Source organism: Xanthobacter pseudotagetidis (assembly GCF_043194795.2).
Lineage (GTDB): Bacteria > Pseudomonadota > Alphaproteobacteria > Rhizobiales > Xanthobacteraceae > Xanthobacter > Xanthobacter tagetidis_A.
This window is the reverse complement of the sequence record NZ_CM195534.1, coordinates 2,541,599-2,559,365: the sequence shown is the minus strand read 5'-3', so window position 1 is coordinate 2,559,365 and position 17,767 is coordinate 2,541,599. Positions and strand designations below refer to the sequence as shown.

General features: G+C 70.9%; 17 protein-coding genes. 11 read left to right on the top strand and 6 right to left on the bottom strand.

Annotation, left to right across the window (positions count from 1 at the left end):
- Nucleotides 1-6 precede the first annotated feature (6 nt).
- From V5F67_RS11665 to V5F67_RS11655, 3 genes are all read right to left on the bottom strand, one after another.
- The gene (locus V5F67_RS11665; protein WP_394017672.1) at nucleotides 7-2,211 is read right to left on the bottom strand and encodes an SPOR domain-containing protein; all 2,205 of its coding nucleotides are present in this window, start codon (nucleotides 2,209-2,211) and stop codon (nucleotides 7-9) included.
- 82 nt (nucleotides 2,212-2,293) lie between these two features.
- Nucleotides 2,294-4,054 carry an arginine--tRNA ligase gene (gene argS / locus V5F67_RS11660; protein ID WP_394017673.1) on the bottom strand — a complete coding sequence of 587 codons (1,761 nt, stop codon included), beginning with the start codon at nucleotides 4,052-4,054 and terminating at the stop codon, nucleotides 2,294-2,296.
- 35 nt (nucleotides 4,055-4,089) lie between these two features.
- Nucleotides 4,090-5,295 carry a deoxyguanosinetriphosphate triphosphohydrolase gene (locus V5F67_RS11655; protein ID WP_394017674.1) on the bottom strand — a complete coding sequence of 402 codons (1,206 nt, stop codon included), beginning with the start codon at nucleotides 5,293-5,295 and terminating at the stop codon, nucleotides 4,090-4,092.
- A gap of 78 nt (nucleotides 5,296-5,373) precedes the next feature.
- On the opposite strand from V5F67_RS11655, the gene erpA reads away from it, so the two are divergent.
- Nucleotides 5,374-5,724 (top strand): iron-sulfur cluster insertion protein ErpA, encoded by a 351-nt coding sequence (gene erpA, locus V5F67_RS11650; RefSeq protein ID WP_394017675.1) that lies wholly within the window; start codon nucleotides 5,374-5,376, stop codon nucleotides 5,722-5,724.
- A 3-nt stretch (nucleotides 5,725-5,727) separates the two neighbouring features.
- On the opposite strand, the gene serB is transcribed toward erpA, so the two are convergent.
- The gene (serB, locus tag V5F67_RS11645) at nucleotides 5,728-6,627 is read right to left on the bottom strand and encodes a phosphoserine phosphatase SerB (protein WP_394017676.1); all 900 of its coding nucleotides are present in this window, start codon (nucleotides 6,625-6,627) and stop codon (nucleotides 5,728-5,730) included.
- On the opposite strand from serB, the gene miaA reads away from it, so the two are divergent.
- The gene (miaA, locus tag V5F67_RS11640; protein WP_394017824.1) at nucleotides 6,626-7,588 is read left to right on the top strand and encodes a tRNA (adenosine(37)-N6)-dimethylallyltransferase MiaA; all 963 of its coding nucleotides are present in this window, start codon (nucleotides 6,626-6,628) and stop codon (nucleotides 7,586-7,588) included. The genes serB and miaA overlap by 2 nt on opposite strands.
- 10 nt (nucleotides 7,589-7,598) lie before the next feature.
- Here the strand turns inward: miaA and V5F67_RS11635 are convergent, their stop codons facing one another.
- Together V5F67_RS11635 and V5F67_RS11630 are read right to left on the bottom strand one after the other, a co-directional pair.
- Nucleotides 7,599-7,859: a hypothetical protein gene (locus V5F67_RS11635; protein WP_394017677.1), complete on the bottom strand. Its 261-nt coding sequence runs from the start codon at nucleotides 7,857-7,859 to the stop codon at nucleotides 7,599-7,601.
- A gap of 304 nt (nucleotides 7,860-8,163) precedes the next feature.
- Nucleotides 8,164-8,643, bottom strand: coding sequence for an Lrp/AsnC family transcriptional regulator (locus V5F67_RS11630; RefSeq protein WP_394017678.1), 480 nt, complete (start codon nucleotides 8,641-8,643; stop codon nucleotides 8,164-8,166).
- 169 nt (nucleotides 8,644-8,812) lie between these two features.
- On the opposite strand from V5F67_RS11630, the gene V5F67_RS11625 reads away from it, so the two are divergent.
- The 9 genes from V5F67_RS11625 to V5F67_RS11585 all read left to right on the top strand — a co-directional run bounded on the left by V5F67_RS11625 (nucleotide 8,813) and on the right by V5F67_RS11585 (nucleotide 17,724).
- Nucleotides 8,813-9,331, top strand: coding sequence for a cysteine dioxygenase (locus V5F67_RS11625; protein ID WP_394017679.1), 519 nt, complete (start codon nucleotides 8,813-8,815; stop codon nucleotides 9,329-9,331).
- A gap of 84 nt (nucleotides 9,332-9,415) precedes the next feature.
- Nucleotides 9,416-10,189: a ferredoxin--NADP reductase gene (locus V5F67_RS11620; RefSeq protein WP_394017680.1), complete on the top strand. Its 774-nt coding sequence runs from the start codon at nucleotides 9,416-9,418 to the stop codon at nucleotides 10,187-10,189.
- 234 nt (nucleotides 10,190-10,423) lie between these two features.
- The gene (locus V5F67_RS11615) at nucleotides 10,424-10,963 is read left to right on the top strand and encodes a winged helix DNA-binding protein (RefSeq protein WP_394017681.1); all 540 of its coding nucleotides are present in this window, start codon (nucleotides 10,424-10,426) and stop codon (nucleotides 10,961-10,963) included.
- A 50-nt stretch (nucleotides 10,964-11,013) separates the two neighbouring features.
- Nucleotides 11,014-12,702: an FAD-binding protein gene (locus V5F67_RS11610; protein ID WP_394017682.1), complete on the top strand. Its 1,689-nt coding sequence runs from the start codon at nucleotides 11,014-11,016 to the stop codon at nucleotides 12,700-12,702.
- A complete protein-coding gene (locus tag V5F67_RS11605) occupies nucleotides 12,702-13,076 on the top strand; it encodes a 2Fe-2S iron-sulfur cluster-binding protein (RefSeq protein WP_394017683.1) in 375 nt (124 codons plus the stop codon). The genes V5F67_RS11610 and V5F67_RS11605 overlap by 1 nt, the downstream gene beginning before the upstream one ends.
- 5 nt (nucleotides 13,077-13,081) lie before the next feature.
- The gene (locus tag V5F67_RS11600; protein ID WP_394017684.1) at nucleotides 13,082-15,430 is read left to right on the top strand and encodes a xanthine dehydrogenase family protein molybdopterin-binding subunit; all 2,349 of its coding nucleotides are present in this window, start codon (nucleotides 13,082-13,084) and stop codon (nucleotides 15,428-15,430) included.
- Entirely contained in the window at nucleotides 15,427-16,299 is an 873-nt protein-coding gene (locus V5F67_RS11595) for an FAD binding domain-containing protein (RefSeq protein ID WP_394017685.1), read from the top strand. Before V5F67_RS11600 ends, V5F67_RS11595 begins: the two co-directional genes overlap by 4 nt.
- Nucleotides 16,296-16,793: a (2Fe-2S)-binding protein gene (locus V5F67_RS11590; protein ID WP_394017686.1), complete on the top strand. Its 498-nt coding sequence runs from the start codon at nucleotides 16,296-16,298 to the stop codon at nucleotides 16,791-16,793. The genes V5F67_RS11595 and V5F67_RS11590 overlap by 4 nt, the downstream gene beginning before the upstream one ends.
- Before the next feature lie 22 nt (nucleotides 16,794-16,815).
- Nucleotides 16,816-17,724 (top strand): ABC transporter substrate-binding protein, encoded by a 909-nt coding sequence (locus tag V5F67_RS11585; protein ID WP_394017687.1) that lies wholly within the window; start codon nucleotides 16,816-16,818, stop codon nucleotides 17,722-17,724.
- The last annotated feature ends 43 nt before the right edge of the window (nucleotides 17,725-17,767 follow it).

Below are 17,767 nucleotides of genomic sequence, written 5' to 3'. Positions count from 1 at the left end.
CTGCCGTCAGTTCTTGTTGACGATGCAGTCGCCGCCCTGGCCGCGCAGCGCCTGGCACAGCTCGTTGGCCTGGTCGCGCGAGGCGAAGGGGCCGACCTGGGCGCGGTAGAACACGCCGCGCTCGCCGAGATCGGCCTTGCGCACCTGCGCGGTGTAGTTGCCGAGCAGGCTCGGATATTTCGCCTGGAGCGCCTTCCAGGAGCCCTGGGCATCCGCCTCGGAGCGCTGGGAGGCCACCTGCACCACATAGCTGCCGCTGCCGGCCACCGGCGGCGTGACGGCCGCGGTCTGGGCCGGCGCCGTAGCGCCCGGAATACCGGTGGTGAGGGGGGCCTGGGTCGGCGCGAAGGCAGTCAGCGAGGCATCCGAGGGCGCCGCGCCGGCGGACGGAGTCGCCATCGAGCCGTCGGGGCGCACCGCATAGGTCTTCACGCGCTTCGGCTCGCCCTGGGGCGTGCCGTTGGTGCCGGCGCGGGTGGCCGCGGTCACCTCGACCGGGGTCTCCTCGCGGGTCACGAGGCGCTCGTTCGGGCTGCCGTTGGCGCCAAGCCGCTCGGTGATGAGCTTGCCCTGGGAATCGGTGGACGGGGGCGTCACGGTCTTGACCGGCGCGTTGTCGGCCCGGATCACCGACGGCGTTCCGGAGCCGAAGGTCGCCTCGCCCACCGCCATGCGATAGGCGAAGAAGGCCGCCGCTCCGGCCACGAGCAGCCCGAGCACGCTCGCCACCATGAGCAGGGCCATGCGGCCCTTCTTGCGGCGCGGCTCGGTCTCGTAGATGTCCTCGCCGTGGGGCGGCATGTAGCCGGCTTCCCCGAACTGGGGATCGTAGGCATCGTCGTAATCGTCGTAGCCGTCGTCACGCCGCTCCGCGGAATAGGCGTAGGCCGCCTCACCGCCGCGCGCCCGCTGGCCCGAGGCGACACCGCGGTTATAGGCCCGAGAATCGCCCTGCCGCGCGCCGTAGCCGTCGTCATCGGTCTCGTCGTCGTAGCCGTCGTCATAATCGTCGTCGTAGGCCGCGGCCTGCGGCGCCGGCCGCGCGGGCGCGCGGGCGGGCGCCGGAGCCGACTGGCCCCTCACCCCATAGGCCGGCGCCTCGGCCGTGCGCCTGCCATCGGCGCGGCCGCCGACGGAGGCCGGTGCCGGAAGCGCCGCGACGCGGGCGGCCGGGCGGCTGTCATAGGCCCGGAGATCCTGGGCTCGGGCATCTTGGGCGCGGGAGGATGCGGCGGCACGCGGCGGCGCGTAGGCCTCGTCGTCATCCTCGGCGTCGTAGCCCTGGCCGCGGTCGTAATAGTCGTCGTCGTCCTCGTAGCCATCGTCATAGGACGATGCCGCGGACGGGCCGGGCGGCGCCGCCTGCCGGGCAAGCGACCCGTAGCCGGTACGCACGGCCGCAGACGCCGGCGCGGCCGAAGCGCGCCGCGCGTCGGCCGGATCGGAATAGCCGGCGGCGCCCGCGCGCGGCGCCGGCAGTTGGGCCGGGCGCGCGGCTACCGGCGCGGGGGGCGCATAGGCGTCTTCGTCCTCGTCGTCATAGCCGTCGTCGTCATATTCGGACGCCACCGGCACGCGGTCGCTGGACGCACGGTCAGCCGGACGGCCATAGGCTGACGCCGGGGCGCGAGCGCGCGCAGGAGCGCTATCGTAGCCGTCCGCGCGCCCATAGCCATCGTCGCGGACCGCAGATGCCGCGGGCGCCGAGGCCGCGGGCGCCGAGGCGCGCGCCGGAACGGCACGATCATCCCAGCCGGCGTCGTCGTCCGCGCGGTCGTCATCGTAGCGGTCGTCATCGTAATCGTCGCGACGATCGTAGTCGTCGTCATAATCGTCCTCGGAGGCGGGCGCGTTGGTGGCCTTGCGCTCCAGGTCGGAGAATTCCGCGAACGGGTCCTGGTCGCCGATGAGCCGCGCGAGCTCCGCCAGCGAATCCTTGCTCTCGCCGGGGCGGTCCGCATCGCGCGCCGGCTCGGGGGCGCGGGAATATCTCTGCCCATAGGCGACGGGCGCACCGCCGCGGCCTGAATCGAGTCGGCTCGTGAAGCCCCCGCCCGCCGCCGCGCTCCGCGAGACCGCATCGGCGCGGTCGCCGCCGCGCACGTCCGGCGCGCGCGGAGCCGCCGTCCGCGCGTAGCGCGCGTCTGAAACGGATGCTCCGCCGGCCATGCCGTCATCACGCCGGTAGCGGAACCTGCTTTCCTCGACCATGTCGCCTCGATGTGCTGTTGTCCGCCCCGCCCGGCGGCTCGGTTGCCGGCAGAGCCGGCGATCCGGGCCAAGGGACGAGAGGTCACTTCATCTCGTCGACGGCCTCCACCCCCAGAACCCTGAGACCTGAGGCGAGCACCGTGGCCACGCCGTGGACCAAGGCCAAGCGAGCCAAGGTCAACTGTCGATCATTCTCCATAATGAAGCGTAAATATGGCAGGTCTTTTCCCCGGTTCCACTGGCCGTGGAAATCGCTCGCCACCTCGTGCAAATAGAAAGCGATGCGGTGCGGCTCGCGCGCGGTGGCGGCCTGCTCGACCAGACGCGGCCAGCCCGCGAGGCGCTTCAGAAGCGTGGTCTCGCCTTCGTCGTCAAGCCGTTCGAGCGGCGCCGCCGCGAAGGCCGCGGCCTCCTGCGGCAGGTCCGGGAACGACTCCAGTGCATTGCGCAGGATCGACTTGGCGCGGGCATGGGCATACTGGACATAGAAGACCGGATTCTCGCGCGACTGCTCGATCACCTTGGCGAGGTCGAAATCCAGCGGCGCGTCGTTCTTGCGGAACAGCATCATGAAGCGCACCGCGTCGCGCTTCACCTCGTCCACCACCTCGCGCAGGGTGACGAACGAGCCCGCGCGCTTCGACATGCGCACCGGCTCGCCATTGCGGAACAGCCGCACCAGCTGGATCAGCTCCACGTCAAGACTGGCCTTGCCGCCGGACACGGCCTTCACCGCCGCCTGCATGCGCTTGACGTAGCCGCCGTGATCGGCGCCCCAGACGTCGATCATCTTCAGGAAGCCGCGCTCCACCTTGTCCTTGTGGTAGGCGATGTCGCCGGCAAAATAGGTGTAGCTGCCGTCCGACTTCTTCAGCGGCCGGTCCACGTCGTCGCCGAAGTCGGTGGAGCGGAACAGGGTCTGCTCCCGGTCCTCCCAGTCCTCGATCGGCGCGCCCTTGGGCGGCGGCAGGCGGCCCTCATAGACCTCGCCCGTGGCCCTGAGCGCCTCGATGGTCGCGCCCACCTTGTCCACCGGACCCTGCGACAGCGCCCGCTCGGAGGAGAACACGTCGAACTCGATGCCGAGCGCGATGAGGTCGGCGCGGATCATCTCCATCATCTGGCCGATGGCGAAGGAGCGGAAGGTCGGCAGCCACTCGCTCTCGGGCGCCTCCATGAAGGCGGCGCCGTGCATCTCGGCGAGCAGCCGGCCGACCGGCACCAGATAGTCGCCGGGATAGAGCCCGTCCGGAATGTCCGCCGGCTGGCCCGTCACCGCCTCGCGGTAGCGCAGGTATGCCGAGCGGCCGAGCACATCCACCTGCGCACCGGCGTCGTTGATGTAGTATTCCTTCGTCACCGCGAAGCCGGCGAAGGCGAGCAGGCGCGCCATGGCGTCGCCGAACACCGCGCCCCGGCAGTGGCCCACATGCATGGGGCCGGTGGGATTGGCGGAGACATACTCGACGTTCACCTTCTCGCCGCCGCCGAGCGTGGAGCGGCCGAAGTCGAGCCCCTCTCCCAGCACCGCGATCAGCACCTTCGGCCAGAAGCCGGCCTCGAGCGCGATGTTGATGAAGCCGGGCCCGGCCACGTCCACCCGGGCGACGAACGGCAGCGCCTTGAGGCGCCCGGCGATGCGCTCGGCGAGATCGCGCGGCTTCGCGCCCGCCTCCTTCGCCAGCACCAGGGCGGCGTTGGTGGCGAGGTCGCCGTGGGTGGCGTCGCGCGGCGGCTCAACCACCACGCGGGAGAGGTCCGGATTGCCGGAGATCTGCCCCTCGGCGACGAGGGCGGCGACGGCTTCGCGCACGTGATCGGCGAAGATCGCGTAGACGTTCATTGGGGTGGTGTCCGATCGGGTTGGTCGCCGGGCGCCTAACGCAAGTCCGGCGTCAAGTCAAAGAAGCGGGCGTGCTGGTCGAGGGCGTAGCGGTCGGTCATGCCGGCGATGTAGTCGGCCACGCGGCGGGTCAGGCGGGCGGTGTCGGAGAAATCGAGGTCCTCCTGCCAGGAGGGCGGCATATCCCACGGCTGGGCCGTGAAATGGGCGAACAGGTCGCGGACGACCCCCTGCGCGTCGGCCATGATGCGCACCACGCGCTCGTGCCGGTACATGTGCGGGAACAGGTAGCCCTTGATGGCCTTCTCCTGGTCCCGAACGGCATCGGAGAAGCCCACCAGCGGCCGGCCCAGCGCCCGCACCTCGCCGGCCGAGGCGACGCCGGAGGCATCGACCCGGCGGGAGGTCTCCGCCACCACGTCCTCGATCAGGCGGGTGATGAGGCGGCGCATCACCTCGTTGACGGTGCGCGGCACGTCGAGATCGGGATAGCGCGCGCGCACCTCGGCGAGCGCCGCGCCCACCAGCGGCAGGTCCTTCAGGTCGTCGATGGCGAAAAGGCGCGCGCGCAGGCCGTCGTCCAGGTCGTGGACGTCATAGGCGATGTCGTCGGCCAGCGCCGCCACCTGCGCCTCCGGGCCGGCATGGCTCCACAATTCGAGGTCCTGCAGGCCGGAATGGGCGCGGATGGCGTGCGGCAGGCCGGCGGCATAGCGGCCGATGCCGCGGCCCTCGCGGTCGGTGAGCGGGCCGTTGTGCTTGGCGATGCCCTCCAGCGTCTCCCAGGTGAGGTTGAGGCCGTCGAAGTCGGCGTAGCGGCGCTCGATGCGGGTGACGACGCGCAGCGACTGGGCGTTGTGGTCGAAGCCCCCCTGCCCCGCCATGCAGGCGTCGAGCGCGCGTTCGCCCGCATGGGCGAAGGGCGGGTGGCCGAGGTCGTGGGCGAGCGCCAGCGCCTCGGCGAGGTCCTCGTCGAGCCCTAGCGCCCGGGCGATGGAGCGCGCCACCTGCACCACCTCCAAGGTATGGGTGAGGCGGGTGCGGAAATGGTCGCCCTCGTTGAACACGAACACCTGGGTCTTGTGCTTCAGACGGCGGAAGGCGGTGGAATGGATGATGCGGTCGCAGTCGCGCCGGAAGGCGCTGCGCGGCGGCATGTCCGCTTCCGGAAACAGGCGCCCGCGCGATCCTGTGGCGTCGCTCGCATAGGCCGCCATGGGCCGCGCGCCGGAAACCGCCATGGTCCTCCCCCTTTGAATTCGGCGCCCTGCGCTCTTACCTATGGCGCAATGCCAGCTTCAACCCGTAAAGTCGATGCCATGGACACCCAGACGCACTCCGAGAGCCTGCCCTTCGCCGTCACCGAGAGCGCGGCGCAGCGCATTGCAGAGATTCTTGCGGACGAGGCGCCGGGGAGCGTCTTGCGCGTGAGCGTGGAAGGCGGCGGCTGCTCGGGCTTCCAGTACCGGTTCGACGTGACGCGCGAGAAGGCGCCCGACGACCTGGTGATCGAGAAGGACGGCGCCACGGTGCTGGTGGACAAGGTCTCGCTGGATTATCTCGCCGGCTCCCGGCTCGACTTCGTCGACGACCTGATCGGCGCCTCGTTCCGGGTGGAGAACCCGCAGGCGGCGTCCTCCTGCGGCTGCGGCACCAGCTTCTCGCTCTGAAGCCTACGCCCCGACGATCTCGTCGCGGTGGTAGCCCTGCATGAACAGCAGCGCCGTCAGGTCGCCGTGGTTCACGCGTGCCCGCGCCGCCGCCGCCACCGCCGGCTTGGCGTGGTAGGCGACGCCGAGCCCCGCCTCCCCCAGCATGGCGAGGTCGTTCGCGCCGTCGCCCACGGCCATGGTCTCGGAGGGGGCGAGGTGCAGCCGGTCGCGCAGCTCGACGAGGGTCGCGAGCTTCGCCTCGCGGCCGAGGATCGGCTCGGCCACCGCGCCGAGGAGGCGCCCCGCCTCCAGCAGCAGCTCGTTGGCGCGGTGCTCGTCGAAGCCGATGCGGGCCGCGATCTCGCCGGTGAACAGCGTGAAGCCGCCGGAGACCAGCGCCGCATAGGCCCCGTTGGCCTTCATGGTGGCCACCAGCTCCGGGCCGCCGGGGGTGAGGCGGATGCGGTGGGCCAGCACCTCGTCCACCACCTTCGCCTCCAGGCCGCGCAGCAGCGCCACGCGCTCGCGCAGCGCCGGCTCGAAGGCGATCTCGCCGCGCATGGCGCGCTCGGTGATGGCCGCCACATGCGCCTTGAGGCCGACGAAATCGGCGAGCTCGTCGATGCACTCCTGGCCGATCATGGTGGAATCCATGTCGGCGAGGAACAGCCGCTTGCGCCGGCCGGTGCGTCCCTGCACCACCACGTCGAGGGCGTGACCGGCGAGCGCCTCCCGCAGCTTCTCCTCGAACGGGGCGGGATCGGCGCCGAGCGGCGGCAGGAAGGGAATGTCGGCCGCCACCTCCGGCCAGAGGGTGACGGCATCCTCCGCCTCGGGCAGAACGGAGCGGGCGATCTGCTCCGCCTCGTGGGTGAAAGCGGGGGCGGCAGGATTGGAGATGAGCGTCGCGACCAGGGCCATGGAACAACCGGAGCGTCAAAAGGTGAGGCGGCAGAAGGCGCCGAAGGTGGTGCTCATCGCAGGTCCGACGGCCAGCGGCAAGTCGGCGCTGGCGCTGGCGCTCGCCGAGCGCCTGGGCGAAGCCGGCCGCGGCGTGGTCCTGAACGCCGATTCCATGCAGGTCTACCGCGATCTCTCGATCATCACGGCGCGTCCATCGGTCGCCGACCTGGCGCGCGCGCCGCACCTGCTCTACGGCCATGTGGACGCCGACACCGACTATTCGGTGGGCCGCTGGACCGAGGATGCCAAGGCCGCCATCACGGCAGCCCGCGCGGACGGGCGCACGCCGATCCTGGTGGGCGGGACCGGGCTCTATTTCCGCGCCCTCACGCGGGGACTGGCGGCGGTGCCGCCGATCCCGGCGGCGGTGCGCGAGCGCGTGCGCGCCTGGGCGCAGGACGCGGCGAATGCCGCCGTCCACGGCCGCCTGCTCGCGCTCGACCCCGAGACCGGCGCGCGACTCAACGTGAACGACCGCCAGCGGGTGCTGCGGGCGCTGGAGGTGCTGGAGGCCACCGGCCGCCCCCTCTCCCGCTGGCAGGCGGACCTCCAGCCGCCGTTCCTGGCGCCGGAAGACTGCGTGCGGCTGGTGCTGGTGGCCGAACGCGAGGCGCTGCGCCGGCGCATCGACGCGCGCTTCCGCGCGATGCTGGACCAGGGTGCGCTCGCCGAGGTGGAAGCCCTTGCCGCGCGCCGGCTCGATCCGGCGCGCCCGGTGCTCAAGGCCCACGGCGTGCCGGCGCTGATGCGGCACCTTGTGGGCAAGATCGGCCTTGATGAGGCCGCCGCCGAAGGCCAGGCCGACACGCGCCGCTATGCCAAGCGGCAGGACACCTTCTTCCGCCACCAGATGGCCGACTGGCCGCGCGCCGCGCCGGACGCGGCGCTGGATGATCTGGCGCTGGCACTGGAAAAGTGAAGGCCGGCCGTCAGGGCCCGAGCAGCCACAGCCAGACCGCCATGACCGGATGCGTGCAGTGGGTGAGCAGGGCGACCACCGTCAACCCGCCGATCGTCCCCCAAGCCGCGGCGAACTTTCCCGCCGACGATTGCTCGTGCGCGGTCCAGGCCACCGGCTGCCGGTGGCCTGCCGGGACCACCACCAGCGGCCGCGCCACCGCCGGTGCCCGCATCTCGCCGGAGGCGAGCATCAGCGGGCGCGAACGGGCGCGGTGGATGGGCGGCTTCACCGGGGCAAGCTCCAAGCGAATCAATACGTTGACGACTTGGTAAGCATGTCCGGCAGGCGGCTGCCGTCAACCTTCGGCTGTCTTCCCGTCCGAGGGCCGTTTTCCGGCTGCCGACGCCATGCCCGACGCGAGACGATCGGCTGGCGTCCTTCGTTTGGGGGATGCGTGGCACCCGCGCCGCCGCCACCCTGGCGGCGGATGGCGTGACCCTCCACCTCCAGCGCCGCCGGTCGCGCCATCGCGCCGGCGGCGCCTTTTTCGCCGCGCCCCCGCGCCCGCTTCGGCAGCGGCCCGCACCGCCCGGTCAGGCGCCGGCGAAGTCGAGCGGGATCTCGGTGGTGGATTTCAGCTCCTCCATGGCGAACATGGAGGTGACGTCCGAGAGCTCGATCTGGGAGATCAGCTTCTTGTAGAGCGCGTCATAGGCGGCGATGTCCGGCACCAGCGCCTTCAGCAGATAGTCGATCTCGCCGCTCATGCGATAGAAGTCGACGATCTCGGGAATGTCGCGCACCGCCTCGGCGAACGCCGCCAGCCACTCGGCGGAATGCTTGGCGGTGCGCACGGCGATGAACACCGTGACGCCGGCATTCAGAAGCTTGCGGTCGAGCAGCGCCACGCGCCGACGGATGATGCCCGCCTTCTCCAGCTTCTGGATGCGCCGCCAGCACGGCGTCGGCGACAGGCCGACCTGGTCGGCGAGCTCGGCCAGCGGCAGCTCCGCGTCGTGCTGAAGCAGCTTGAGCAGCCTGAGGTCGATGGCGTCGAGACTCACGTGCGGCATGCGCGCCAAGGCATCCTCCACTTCAACGGGACGATAGAAAGTTCATTCCCCATGAATTGGAATAAGTAGAAAAAGATTTCGCATCAAGCGCCGATTGCCGCGAAATTCGCAACCCCATTTCGCACTGCACACACTAGCCTTTGCTCATTGCCGCGCGAATGGGTGAGACATGAACGCTCTGAACGACACGAACGATACCGCATTGCTTTCCCGCCTCGGGCTCGCCAGCCGCGCCACGGCCGAGGACTATCTGGAGGCGGCCCGCCTCACCCTGGAAGCCCTCGCCGCGCGGCCGGGCCTGCTCGACGGCCTCGCGCTCAAGCGCACCCCCGGCGGCTACGCCCGCAACCTGGTTTATGGCGACGACGACATCAGCGTCTGGGCCATGGTGTGGAGCGTCGGCGCGCGCACCTCGATCCACGACCACCACTGCTCGTGCTGCTTCGCGGTGCTGAAGGGCACGGTGGGCGAGAGCCGCTTCGAGGCCATCGACGCCAAGCGGGCGGTGCTGAAGTCCACCACCGCGCGCGGACCCGGCTATGTGGCCTGCATGCTGCCCACGGGGCCGAACCTGCATCAGATGACGAACCTCGGCGACGAGGAGGCGATCTCGCTGCACATCTACGGCTTCGACCATCGCCTGCACGCCAGTTCGATCGACCGCGAGTACGAGTTGGCCGCGCTCTGAGCGCCTTCGGACCGGCGCAGCGACCTCCGCCGGTCCCTTTTCCCCTGCAATCGCCAAACAACAAAACCTTCCAGACCGGGACCCATGAGCAACTTCAACACCGAGACGGTGCTGTCCGTCCGCCACTGGACCGACACCCTGTTCAGCTTCGTCACCACGCGCGATCCGGCGTTCCGCTTCGCCAGCGGCCAGTTCACCATGATCGGGCTGTCGCTGGAGGGGCGCCCCTTGCTGCGCGCCTATTCCATCGCCAGCTCCACCTATGACGACCAGCTGGAGTTCTTCTCCATCAAGGTGCAGGACGGCCCCCTCACCTCCCGGCTCCAGCACCTGAAGGAAGGCGACGCGATCCTGGTGGGCCGCAAGCCCACAGGGACCTTAGTGCACGACGCCCTGCTGCCGGGCGCGCGGCTCTATCTGCTCGGCACGGGCACCGGCCTCGCCCCGTTCCTGAGCGTGATCCGCGACCCCTCCACCTATGAGCGGTTCGAGAAGGTGGTGCTGATCCACGGCTGCCGCTTCAAATCCGAGCTCGCCTACCAGGAGCTGATCCTGGAGCAGCTGCCCGGCGACGAGCTCCTGGGCGAGATGGTGCGCGACCAGCTCATCTATCATCCGATGGTGACGCGCGAGCCGTTCGCCAACCAAGGCCGCATCACCGATGCCTTCGCCGCCGGCCGCCTGCCGGATGCCCTCGGCCTGCCCAAGATCGATGCAGCGGGCGACCGCTTCATGCTGTGCGGCAGCCCCGCCATGCTCGCCGACATGACCGAGTGGCTGAAGGCCCAGGGCCTCGCGGAAGGCAGCAACGCCAATCCCGGCCACTATGTGATCGAGAAGGCGTTCGTGGAGCGCTGAGTCTGGCACGGCGCCTGCATAGTCGTGTCTGACACTGAGAATTTGCAGATAAAAAGTCTGCAAATTGGATGGAAAATCGGCACCAAGCCCTTGCCATCCCGCGGCGCGCACATTTAAGTTATTCAAACTAAACGGTAATTACGGTACGGCTCCGTAATTAGGCAGAAGGCGGCGACATTGATCGATCAGGAAGCGGAGCCGGACCGCGCCCCCGATGCGGCAGGAGACTGGCTCATGAGAGGATCGAGGCGCAGGCCGGCCGGCGCGGCCATCTACGAGCCCATCGTCTCGTCGGCGCACCTTGCCGCCGGCGGCTCCCCGGCGCTGTCGGAGACCGAGTTCGGCCTGATCCTGGCGGTGCACGCCTTCGAGCGCTGGATCGTGCGCTGCATGGCGGCGGCGGGGGTGCCGAACCTGTCGCCGCTGGAGGTGCTGATCCTTCATATCGTGCGCCACCGCGACCGGCCGAAGTCGGTCGCGGACGTGGCGCTCATCCTCGACATCGAGGAGACCCACGTCGCCACCTACGCGCTGAAGAAGCTGGAGGGGGCGGGCCTCGTGACGACGCGGCGCGCGGGCAAGGAGAAGGTGGTGGAGGCGACCCAGGCCGGCCTCGACGCCTGCGCCCGCTACGCCGCCATCCGCGAGCAATTGCTGGTGAAGCCGCTGCGCTCGTCCGGCCCTTCCGAGGAGATCCTCTCCGAGGTGGGCGAGGTGCTGCGCGCGGTGTCCGGATACTACAACCAGGCGGCCCGCTCGGCGGCCACGGTCTGACGGCAACGCCCGGCCGACCCATTGAGAAAGGCGCGACAGTGGCAAAGGACGTGGTTGAACTGAAAACCGACGTGCTGGTGATCGGCTCCGGCGCCGCCGGCATGATGGCGGCGCTGGAGGCGGCCAAGGACGGCGCCAGCGTCATCCTCGCCGACCGCAGCCTCATCAGCCGCTCCGGCGCCACCATCATGGCGCAGATGACGGTGGCGGTGGCGCTCGGCTCACAGACGCCGGACAGTGCCGAGTTTCATCTCGCCGACACGCTCGCCGCCGGGCGCGACCTGTGCGACGTGCCGCTCTCGCAGCTCGTGTGCGAGGAAGGCCCGCGCGACATCCTCCAGCTCGACGAGTGGAAGGTGGGCTGGGCGCGCAACGACGACGGCTCCATCCGCCAGGCCCACGCCCCGGGCCATGACCGGCCGCGCTGCGTCTATGTGGACTTCCTCTCCACCGGTCCGGCGGTGGCCAAGACCCTGCGCACCCGCGTGGTGCGGCAGAAGGAGGTGACTCGCGTCGGCGACCTCTACATCACCGACATCCTCCTCACCGACGGCGTCGCCACCGGCGCCGTGGGCTTCTCGCTGGCGGACGGGCGTCCGGTCGCGGTGGCGGCCAAGGCGGTGGTGATCGCCACCGGCGGCCTGACCCGGCTCTACCAGCGCAACAGCGCCTCCGCCAACATGGGCGGCGACGGCTACGCGCTGGCGCTGCGCGCCGGCGCGACGCTCACCGACATGGAGTTCGTGCAGTTCTTCCCCATCGGCCACCTCGCCCCGCGCCTCGTGGGCATGGACCCGATCATGTGGGACCCGTTCCGCTACAAGCTCGGCGGCCGGCTGCTGAACGCCGAGATGCGGGAGTTCGTCAACGACTACGGCAACGAGGAGGCCGGCACCTACAACGTCACGCGCGACCGCGCCACCTTCGCCATCCTCTCGGAGGTGAAGGCCGGGCGCGGCTCGCCGGCGGGCGGCGCCTACCTCTCGTTCCAGCACATCCCCGAGGCGGAGCTGCGCGCCTCGTTCGGGCCGGTGATCGACAAGCTCGCCGCCAACGGCATCGACCTCACGCAGATGCCGGTCGAGGTGGCGCCCATCGCCCACTACCACATGGGCGGCGTGAAGGTGGACACCGCCATGCGCACCGGCGTGCCCGGCCTGTTCTCCTGCGGCGAGGCGAACGGCGGCTCGAACGGCGCCAACCGCCTGTCCGGCAACGCCATCACGGAAGCCTTCGTGTTCGGCCGCACCGCCGGCCATTCCGCCGCGCTATTCGCGAAGGCCGCCGGCAACGCCGACGCGCCGGTGCCGGCGGGCGCGCTGGAGCTCGCCGCCGCCGCGGGGCCGGACGGGGGCGAGAACTTCGCCGGCCTCATAGCCCAGCTTCAGGCCGTCATGGCCGCCGATGTGGGCCCGTTCCGCACCGAGGAGAGCCTCAATCGGGCGCTGGCCGCCATCGCCGGCCTCAAGGCGCGCCTCGGACCGGTGCCGCCCGGCGCGCCCGGACCCTACAACATGGCGCGGCTCGACTGGTTCGATCTTCGCACCATGCTGCAGGTAGCCGAGGTGGTGACGCGCTGCGCCATCGCCCGCAAGGAGAGCCGCGGCGCCCACCAGCGCGACGATTTCCCCGCCATGGACGGAGCCTTCGTGCTGCACCACACGGTGACGCTCGCAGGCGACGACATCGTCCTCGGCCGCACGCCCGTCGAGGGCCGAACCATCCGCGAGGTCGCCTGATGCGTGAGACCGCCACTTTGATCGTCCGCCGCGGCAATGCCGGCGAGGAGGCGCAGACCTCGTCCTACGAGGTTCCCTACACCCCCGGCCAGTCGGTGCTGGACGGGCTGCGCTTCGTGCGCGCCAACCTCGACGAGACGCTGTCGGTGCGGCACGCCTGCATCAACGCCAACACCTGCAAGGAGTGCATGATCATCATCGACGGCAAGGTCGATTATGCCTGCACCGCGCGACTCGAGCCGCGCGAGATGGTGCTGGAGCCGCTCGGCAACAAGGCGCACCTGAGGGACCTCGTCACCGAGATCACCCCGCCCGACGAGCGCCTGGAGCACGCGCTGAAGTCCGGCGTCGGCAAGGTCATGGCGGGAGCCTGAGCCCCATGAACGCCGCGCAGCAGCAGGAGACGTGGTTCGGGCGCCCGGTGCGGCGCCTGGAGGACGACGCGCTCCTGCGCGGCAAGGGCCGCTTCGTCGACGACATCCACCTTCCGGGGATGCTGCACGCGGCCTTCCTGCGCAGCCCCCATGCCCATGCCCGCCTCGGCGCCATCGACGCGGCGGCGGCCGAGGCGCTGCCGGGCGTGGTGCGGGTGCTGACCTACGCCGACCTGCGGCCGCTCCTCACCTGCGACCGCATCCCGCTCGCCATGCCCTCCGGCGCCATCCGCTTCGACGTGGACCCCTTCGTGCTGGCACGCGACGAGGTCTGCCACGTGGGCGAGCCGGTCGCCCTCGTCGTCGCCGAGAGCCGCCACGTGGCGGAGGACGCGCTCGGCCTGATCATGGCCGATTTCGATCCCCTGCCCGCCATCGTCGACCCGCGCGACGGGCTCAAGGACGGCGCGCCGCAGGCGCGGCTCGACTGCCCCGACAATCTGGTGGCGCGCATGAGCGCCGCCTATGGCGACGTGGACGGCGCCTTCGCCGGCGCCGCGCACGCGATCGCCGAGGACTTCCACATCCACAAGGGCGGCGGCCATTCCATCGAGCCGCGCGGCCTCGTCGCCCGGTACGATGCCGGCGAGGACCTGCTGACGGTCTGGGATTCCACCCAGATGCCGCACCAGGCCAAGCGCGTCCTGGTGCGCACGCTCGGCCTCGCCGAGCACCAGGTGCGGGTCGTGGCCCCGGACGTGGGCGGCGGCTTCGGGCCGAAATTCGTGTTCCACCCGGAGGAGCTGGCGGTCGCGGCGGCGGCCATGCTCACCGGCGCGCCGGTGAAGTGGATCGAGGACCGGTTCGAGAACTTCATGTCCACGGTGCAGGAGCGCGACCAGTATTGGCGCGTGGAGGCCGCCTGCGACGGCGACGGGCGGCTGCTCGGCATCCGCGGCATGCTGGTGCACGACCACGGCGCCTACACGCCCTATGGCGTCGCCCTGCCCTACAATTCCGCCACCAACCTCATCGGCCCCTACGTGCTGCCGAACTACCGGCTCGACATCCTTTTGAGCCTCACCAACCTGGTCCCGTCCACCCCCACGCGCGGGGCCGGAAGGCCGCAGGGCACGTTCGTGATGGAGCGCCTGCTCGACCGCCTCGCGGAAAAGCTCGGCCTCGACCGCGCCGAGATCCGCCGCCGCAACCTGATCCAGCCCGCGCAGATGCCCTACGACAGCGGGCTGAAGACCCGCGACGGCGGCTCCATGGTCTATGACAGCGGCGACTATCCGCAATGCATGGCGCGCGCGCTCGCCCATGCCGGCTGGGAGGACTTCGAGGCGCGCCGCGCCGCCGCCCGCGCCGAGGGGCGCTTCATCGGCATCGGCCTGTCGAACTATGTGGAGGGCTCCGGGCGCGGGCCGTTCGAGAGCGCGTCGGTGCGCATCGGCCCGTCCGGCAAGGTGGTGGTGACGACCGGCGCGGCGGCGCAGGGCCAGGGCACCGTCACCATGCTCGCCCAGTTGGTGGCCGACGGCCTCGGCATCCGCCCGGACGAGGTGAGCGTGATCGCCGGCGACACCGCCGCGAGCCCGCTCGGCCTCGGCGCCTTCGCGAGCCGCCAGGCGGTCACCGCCGGCAATGCCGCGCACCAGGCGGCGGGCGAGGTGCGCGCGAAGGTCCTGAAGGTCGCCTCGCAATGGCTGGAGGCGGACCCGCAGGACCTGGAGCTTTCCGCCGGTCGCGTCCACGTGAAGGGCGTTCCGGGACGGGGCCGCACCCTGGGCGAGGTCGCCTCCGCGCTCGCCGGCCTGCCCGGCTTCGCCCTGCCGCCGGGAACGCCGCCGGGCCTCTCGGCGGCGGTGGACTACCAGCCGAAGGGCATGGCCTATTGCAACGGCACCCATGTCTGCGAGGTGGAGGTGGACCCGGCCACCTGCATCGCCACGGTGGCGCGCTACGTGGTGGTCCACGATTGCGGCCGCCTCATCAATCCCATGATGGTGGACGGGCAGATCATCGGCGGGGTGGTGCACGGGCTCGGCACCGCGCTCTACGAGCTCATGGCCTATGGCGAGGACGGCCAGCCGCTCACCTGCACCTATGCCGACTACCTGCTCGCCACCGCCGACACGGCGCCGCGCATCGAGGTGCACCACATGGAATCGCCCTCACCTCTCAACCCCCTGGGGGTGAAGGGCGCAGGCGAGAGCGGCACCATTGCCGCTCTCGCCGTGATCGCCTCGGCGGTGGAGGATGCGCTGAAGCCGTTCGGCGTCACCATCCGCGACTTGCCCGCGACGCCGTCGCGCCTGTTCGCGCTGATTTATCCGGAGGCGCGAGGATGAAGCCCGCGCCCTTTGCCTATCATGCCCCCTCCACCAAGGCCGAGACGCTCGACATGCTCGCGGCGCTGGACGATGCGCGGGTGCTGGCCGGCGGCCAGTCGCTGCTGCCGATGATGAACCTGCGCCTCGCCGGCCCCACCAATCTCATCGACCTCAACGGCGTGGCGGAGCTGTCCGGCATAAGCCGCGAGGGCGACGCTCTGGTGATCGGCACCATGACGCGCCAGCGCGCGGCCGAGCGCTCGGCGCTGGTGCGGGCGGCCTGCCCGCTGCTCGCCGAGGCCATGGAGCACGTGGGCTTCCAGCAGACCCGCAACCGCGGCACGGTCGGCGGCAGCATCGCCCACATGGATCCCACCGCCGAGATTCCCGTGGCGGCGCGCGCGCTCGATGCGGTGCTGACCGTCGAAAGCGCCGCCGGGGCGCGGCGGTTCCCGATCGCGGAGCTGGCCGAAGGCTATCTCATGACCCAGATCGCGCCCGACGAGATGCTGACACGGGCCGAGCTCCGGCTCTGGCCCCAGGGCCACGGCCATGCCTTCGAGGAAGTGACGCGGCGCGGCGAGAGCTTCTGCGTCGTCTGCGTCGCCGCGCTCGCGCTGCTGGATGCGGACGGCGCGTTCGCGCGGCTCGCCGTCGCCATCGGCGGCCTCGCCGAGGCGCCGGTGCGCCTGGCGGGCATCGAGGCCGATCTCGTCGGCGCCCGGGCCGATGCGGAAGCCTTCCGTGCCGCCGGCGCGGCGGCGGGCGCGCTGGAGGCGGACGAGGCGCCCTTCGCCCCGCCCGCCTACAAGCGCCACCTGGCCAGCGTGCTCACCGAGCGGGCGCTGGCCCGTGCCGCCGCCCGCGCCCGGAGGCCGGCGTCATGAGCGAGACCGTGCGCATCGCCCTCACCGTCAACGGCACGCCGCGCGAGGCCGAGGTCGAGCCGCGCGTGCATCTGTGCGACTTCCTGCGCCACGCCCTCGATCTCACCGGCACCCACATGGGGTGCGAGCACGGCGTGTGCGGCGCCTGCACGGTGCTGCTCGACGGGGAGAGCGTGCGCTCCTGCCTTACGCTCGCCGTGCAGGCGCGCGGCAAGGCCGTGACCACCATCGAAGGCATCGCCCTGCCCGACGGCACGCTGCATCCGATCCAGGAGGCGCTGTCCGCGTGTCACGGCCTGCAATGCGGCTACTGCACGCCGGGCGTGGTGATGACGCTGATCGAATTGCAGCGCGAGCTCGACGGCCGCCCGGCGGACGAGGCCAGCGTGCGCCGCGCGCTCGCCGGCAACCTGTGCCGCTGCACCGGCTACCAGGGCATGGTGGATGCCGCGCTCTCGGTGCTCAATGCCGCGGCCCGCGAGGCCGCCCAATGACAAGAAGCCCGGAGGACGCCCCATGCAGAAAATGAAGCTCGCGATCCCGGACAAGGTCTCGAACTCCTATTTCCCGGCGATTGCCGCCATCGAGCTCGGCTGCTTCGCCGACGAGGGGCTCGACGTGTCGCTGGAGCTGATCTTCCCGCCCAACAAGTCCTACGAGGCGATGCGCGACGGGGCGATCGACATCGTCGCCGCCTCGGCCCATCCGGCGCTCGCGGCCTATCCCAATTTCGAGGGCGTGAAGCTGGTCTGCGCCCAGGCGCAGGGGATGTACTGGTTCCTGGTGCTGAAGCGCGAGATCGGCGCGGGGCGCGGCGAGATCGAGGCGGTGAAGGGCCGCTCCATCGGCGCCGCGCCGTGGGTGGAGCTGGGCCTGAAGCGCCTGCTGACGGCCGCCGGCCTCGACGCCGCGCGCGACGGCATCCGCATCGGCCCGGTGCCGAAATCCCCCGTGAAGGGCCCGAACTTCGGCCTCTCGGCGGTGCAGGCGCTGGCGGACGGCGTGGTGGACGGCTTCTGGGCCAACGGCATGGCCGCCGAGGTGGCGGTGCGCGAGGGCCTCGGCGACGTGGTGCTCGACATCCGCCGCGGCGACGGGCCGAAGGGATGCTTCGGCTACACCTTCGCCTCGGTGGCGCTGCCCGACCGGCTGATCGCCGCCGACCACGAGCTGCCGGCAAAGGTCACGCGGGCGATCCGGCGGGCGCAGCTCGCGCTGATCGAGGACCCCGGGCGCGCCACCGCCATCGGCCAGCGCCTGTTCCCGCCCGCCGAGGCGGCGCTGATCGCCGGCCTGATCCGGCGCGACCTGCCCTACTACGACACGGCGATCCGGCCCGAGACGGTGGCGAGCCTGATCGCCTTCAGCCGCGACATGGGCCTGATCGACCGCGGCCTCGCCTACCACCAGGTGGTGGCGGCGTGAGTGGCATCGAGATATGATTGTGTAATTGCATTATTCACAATTA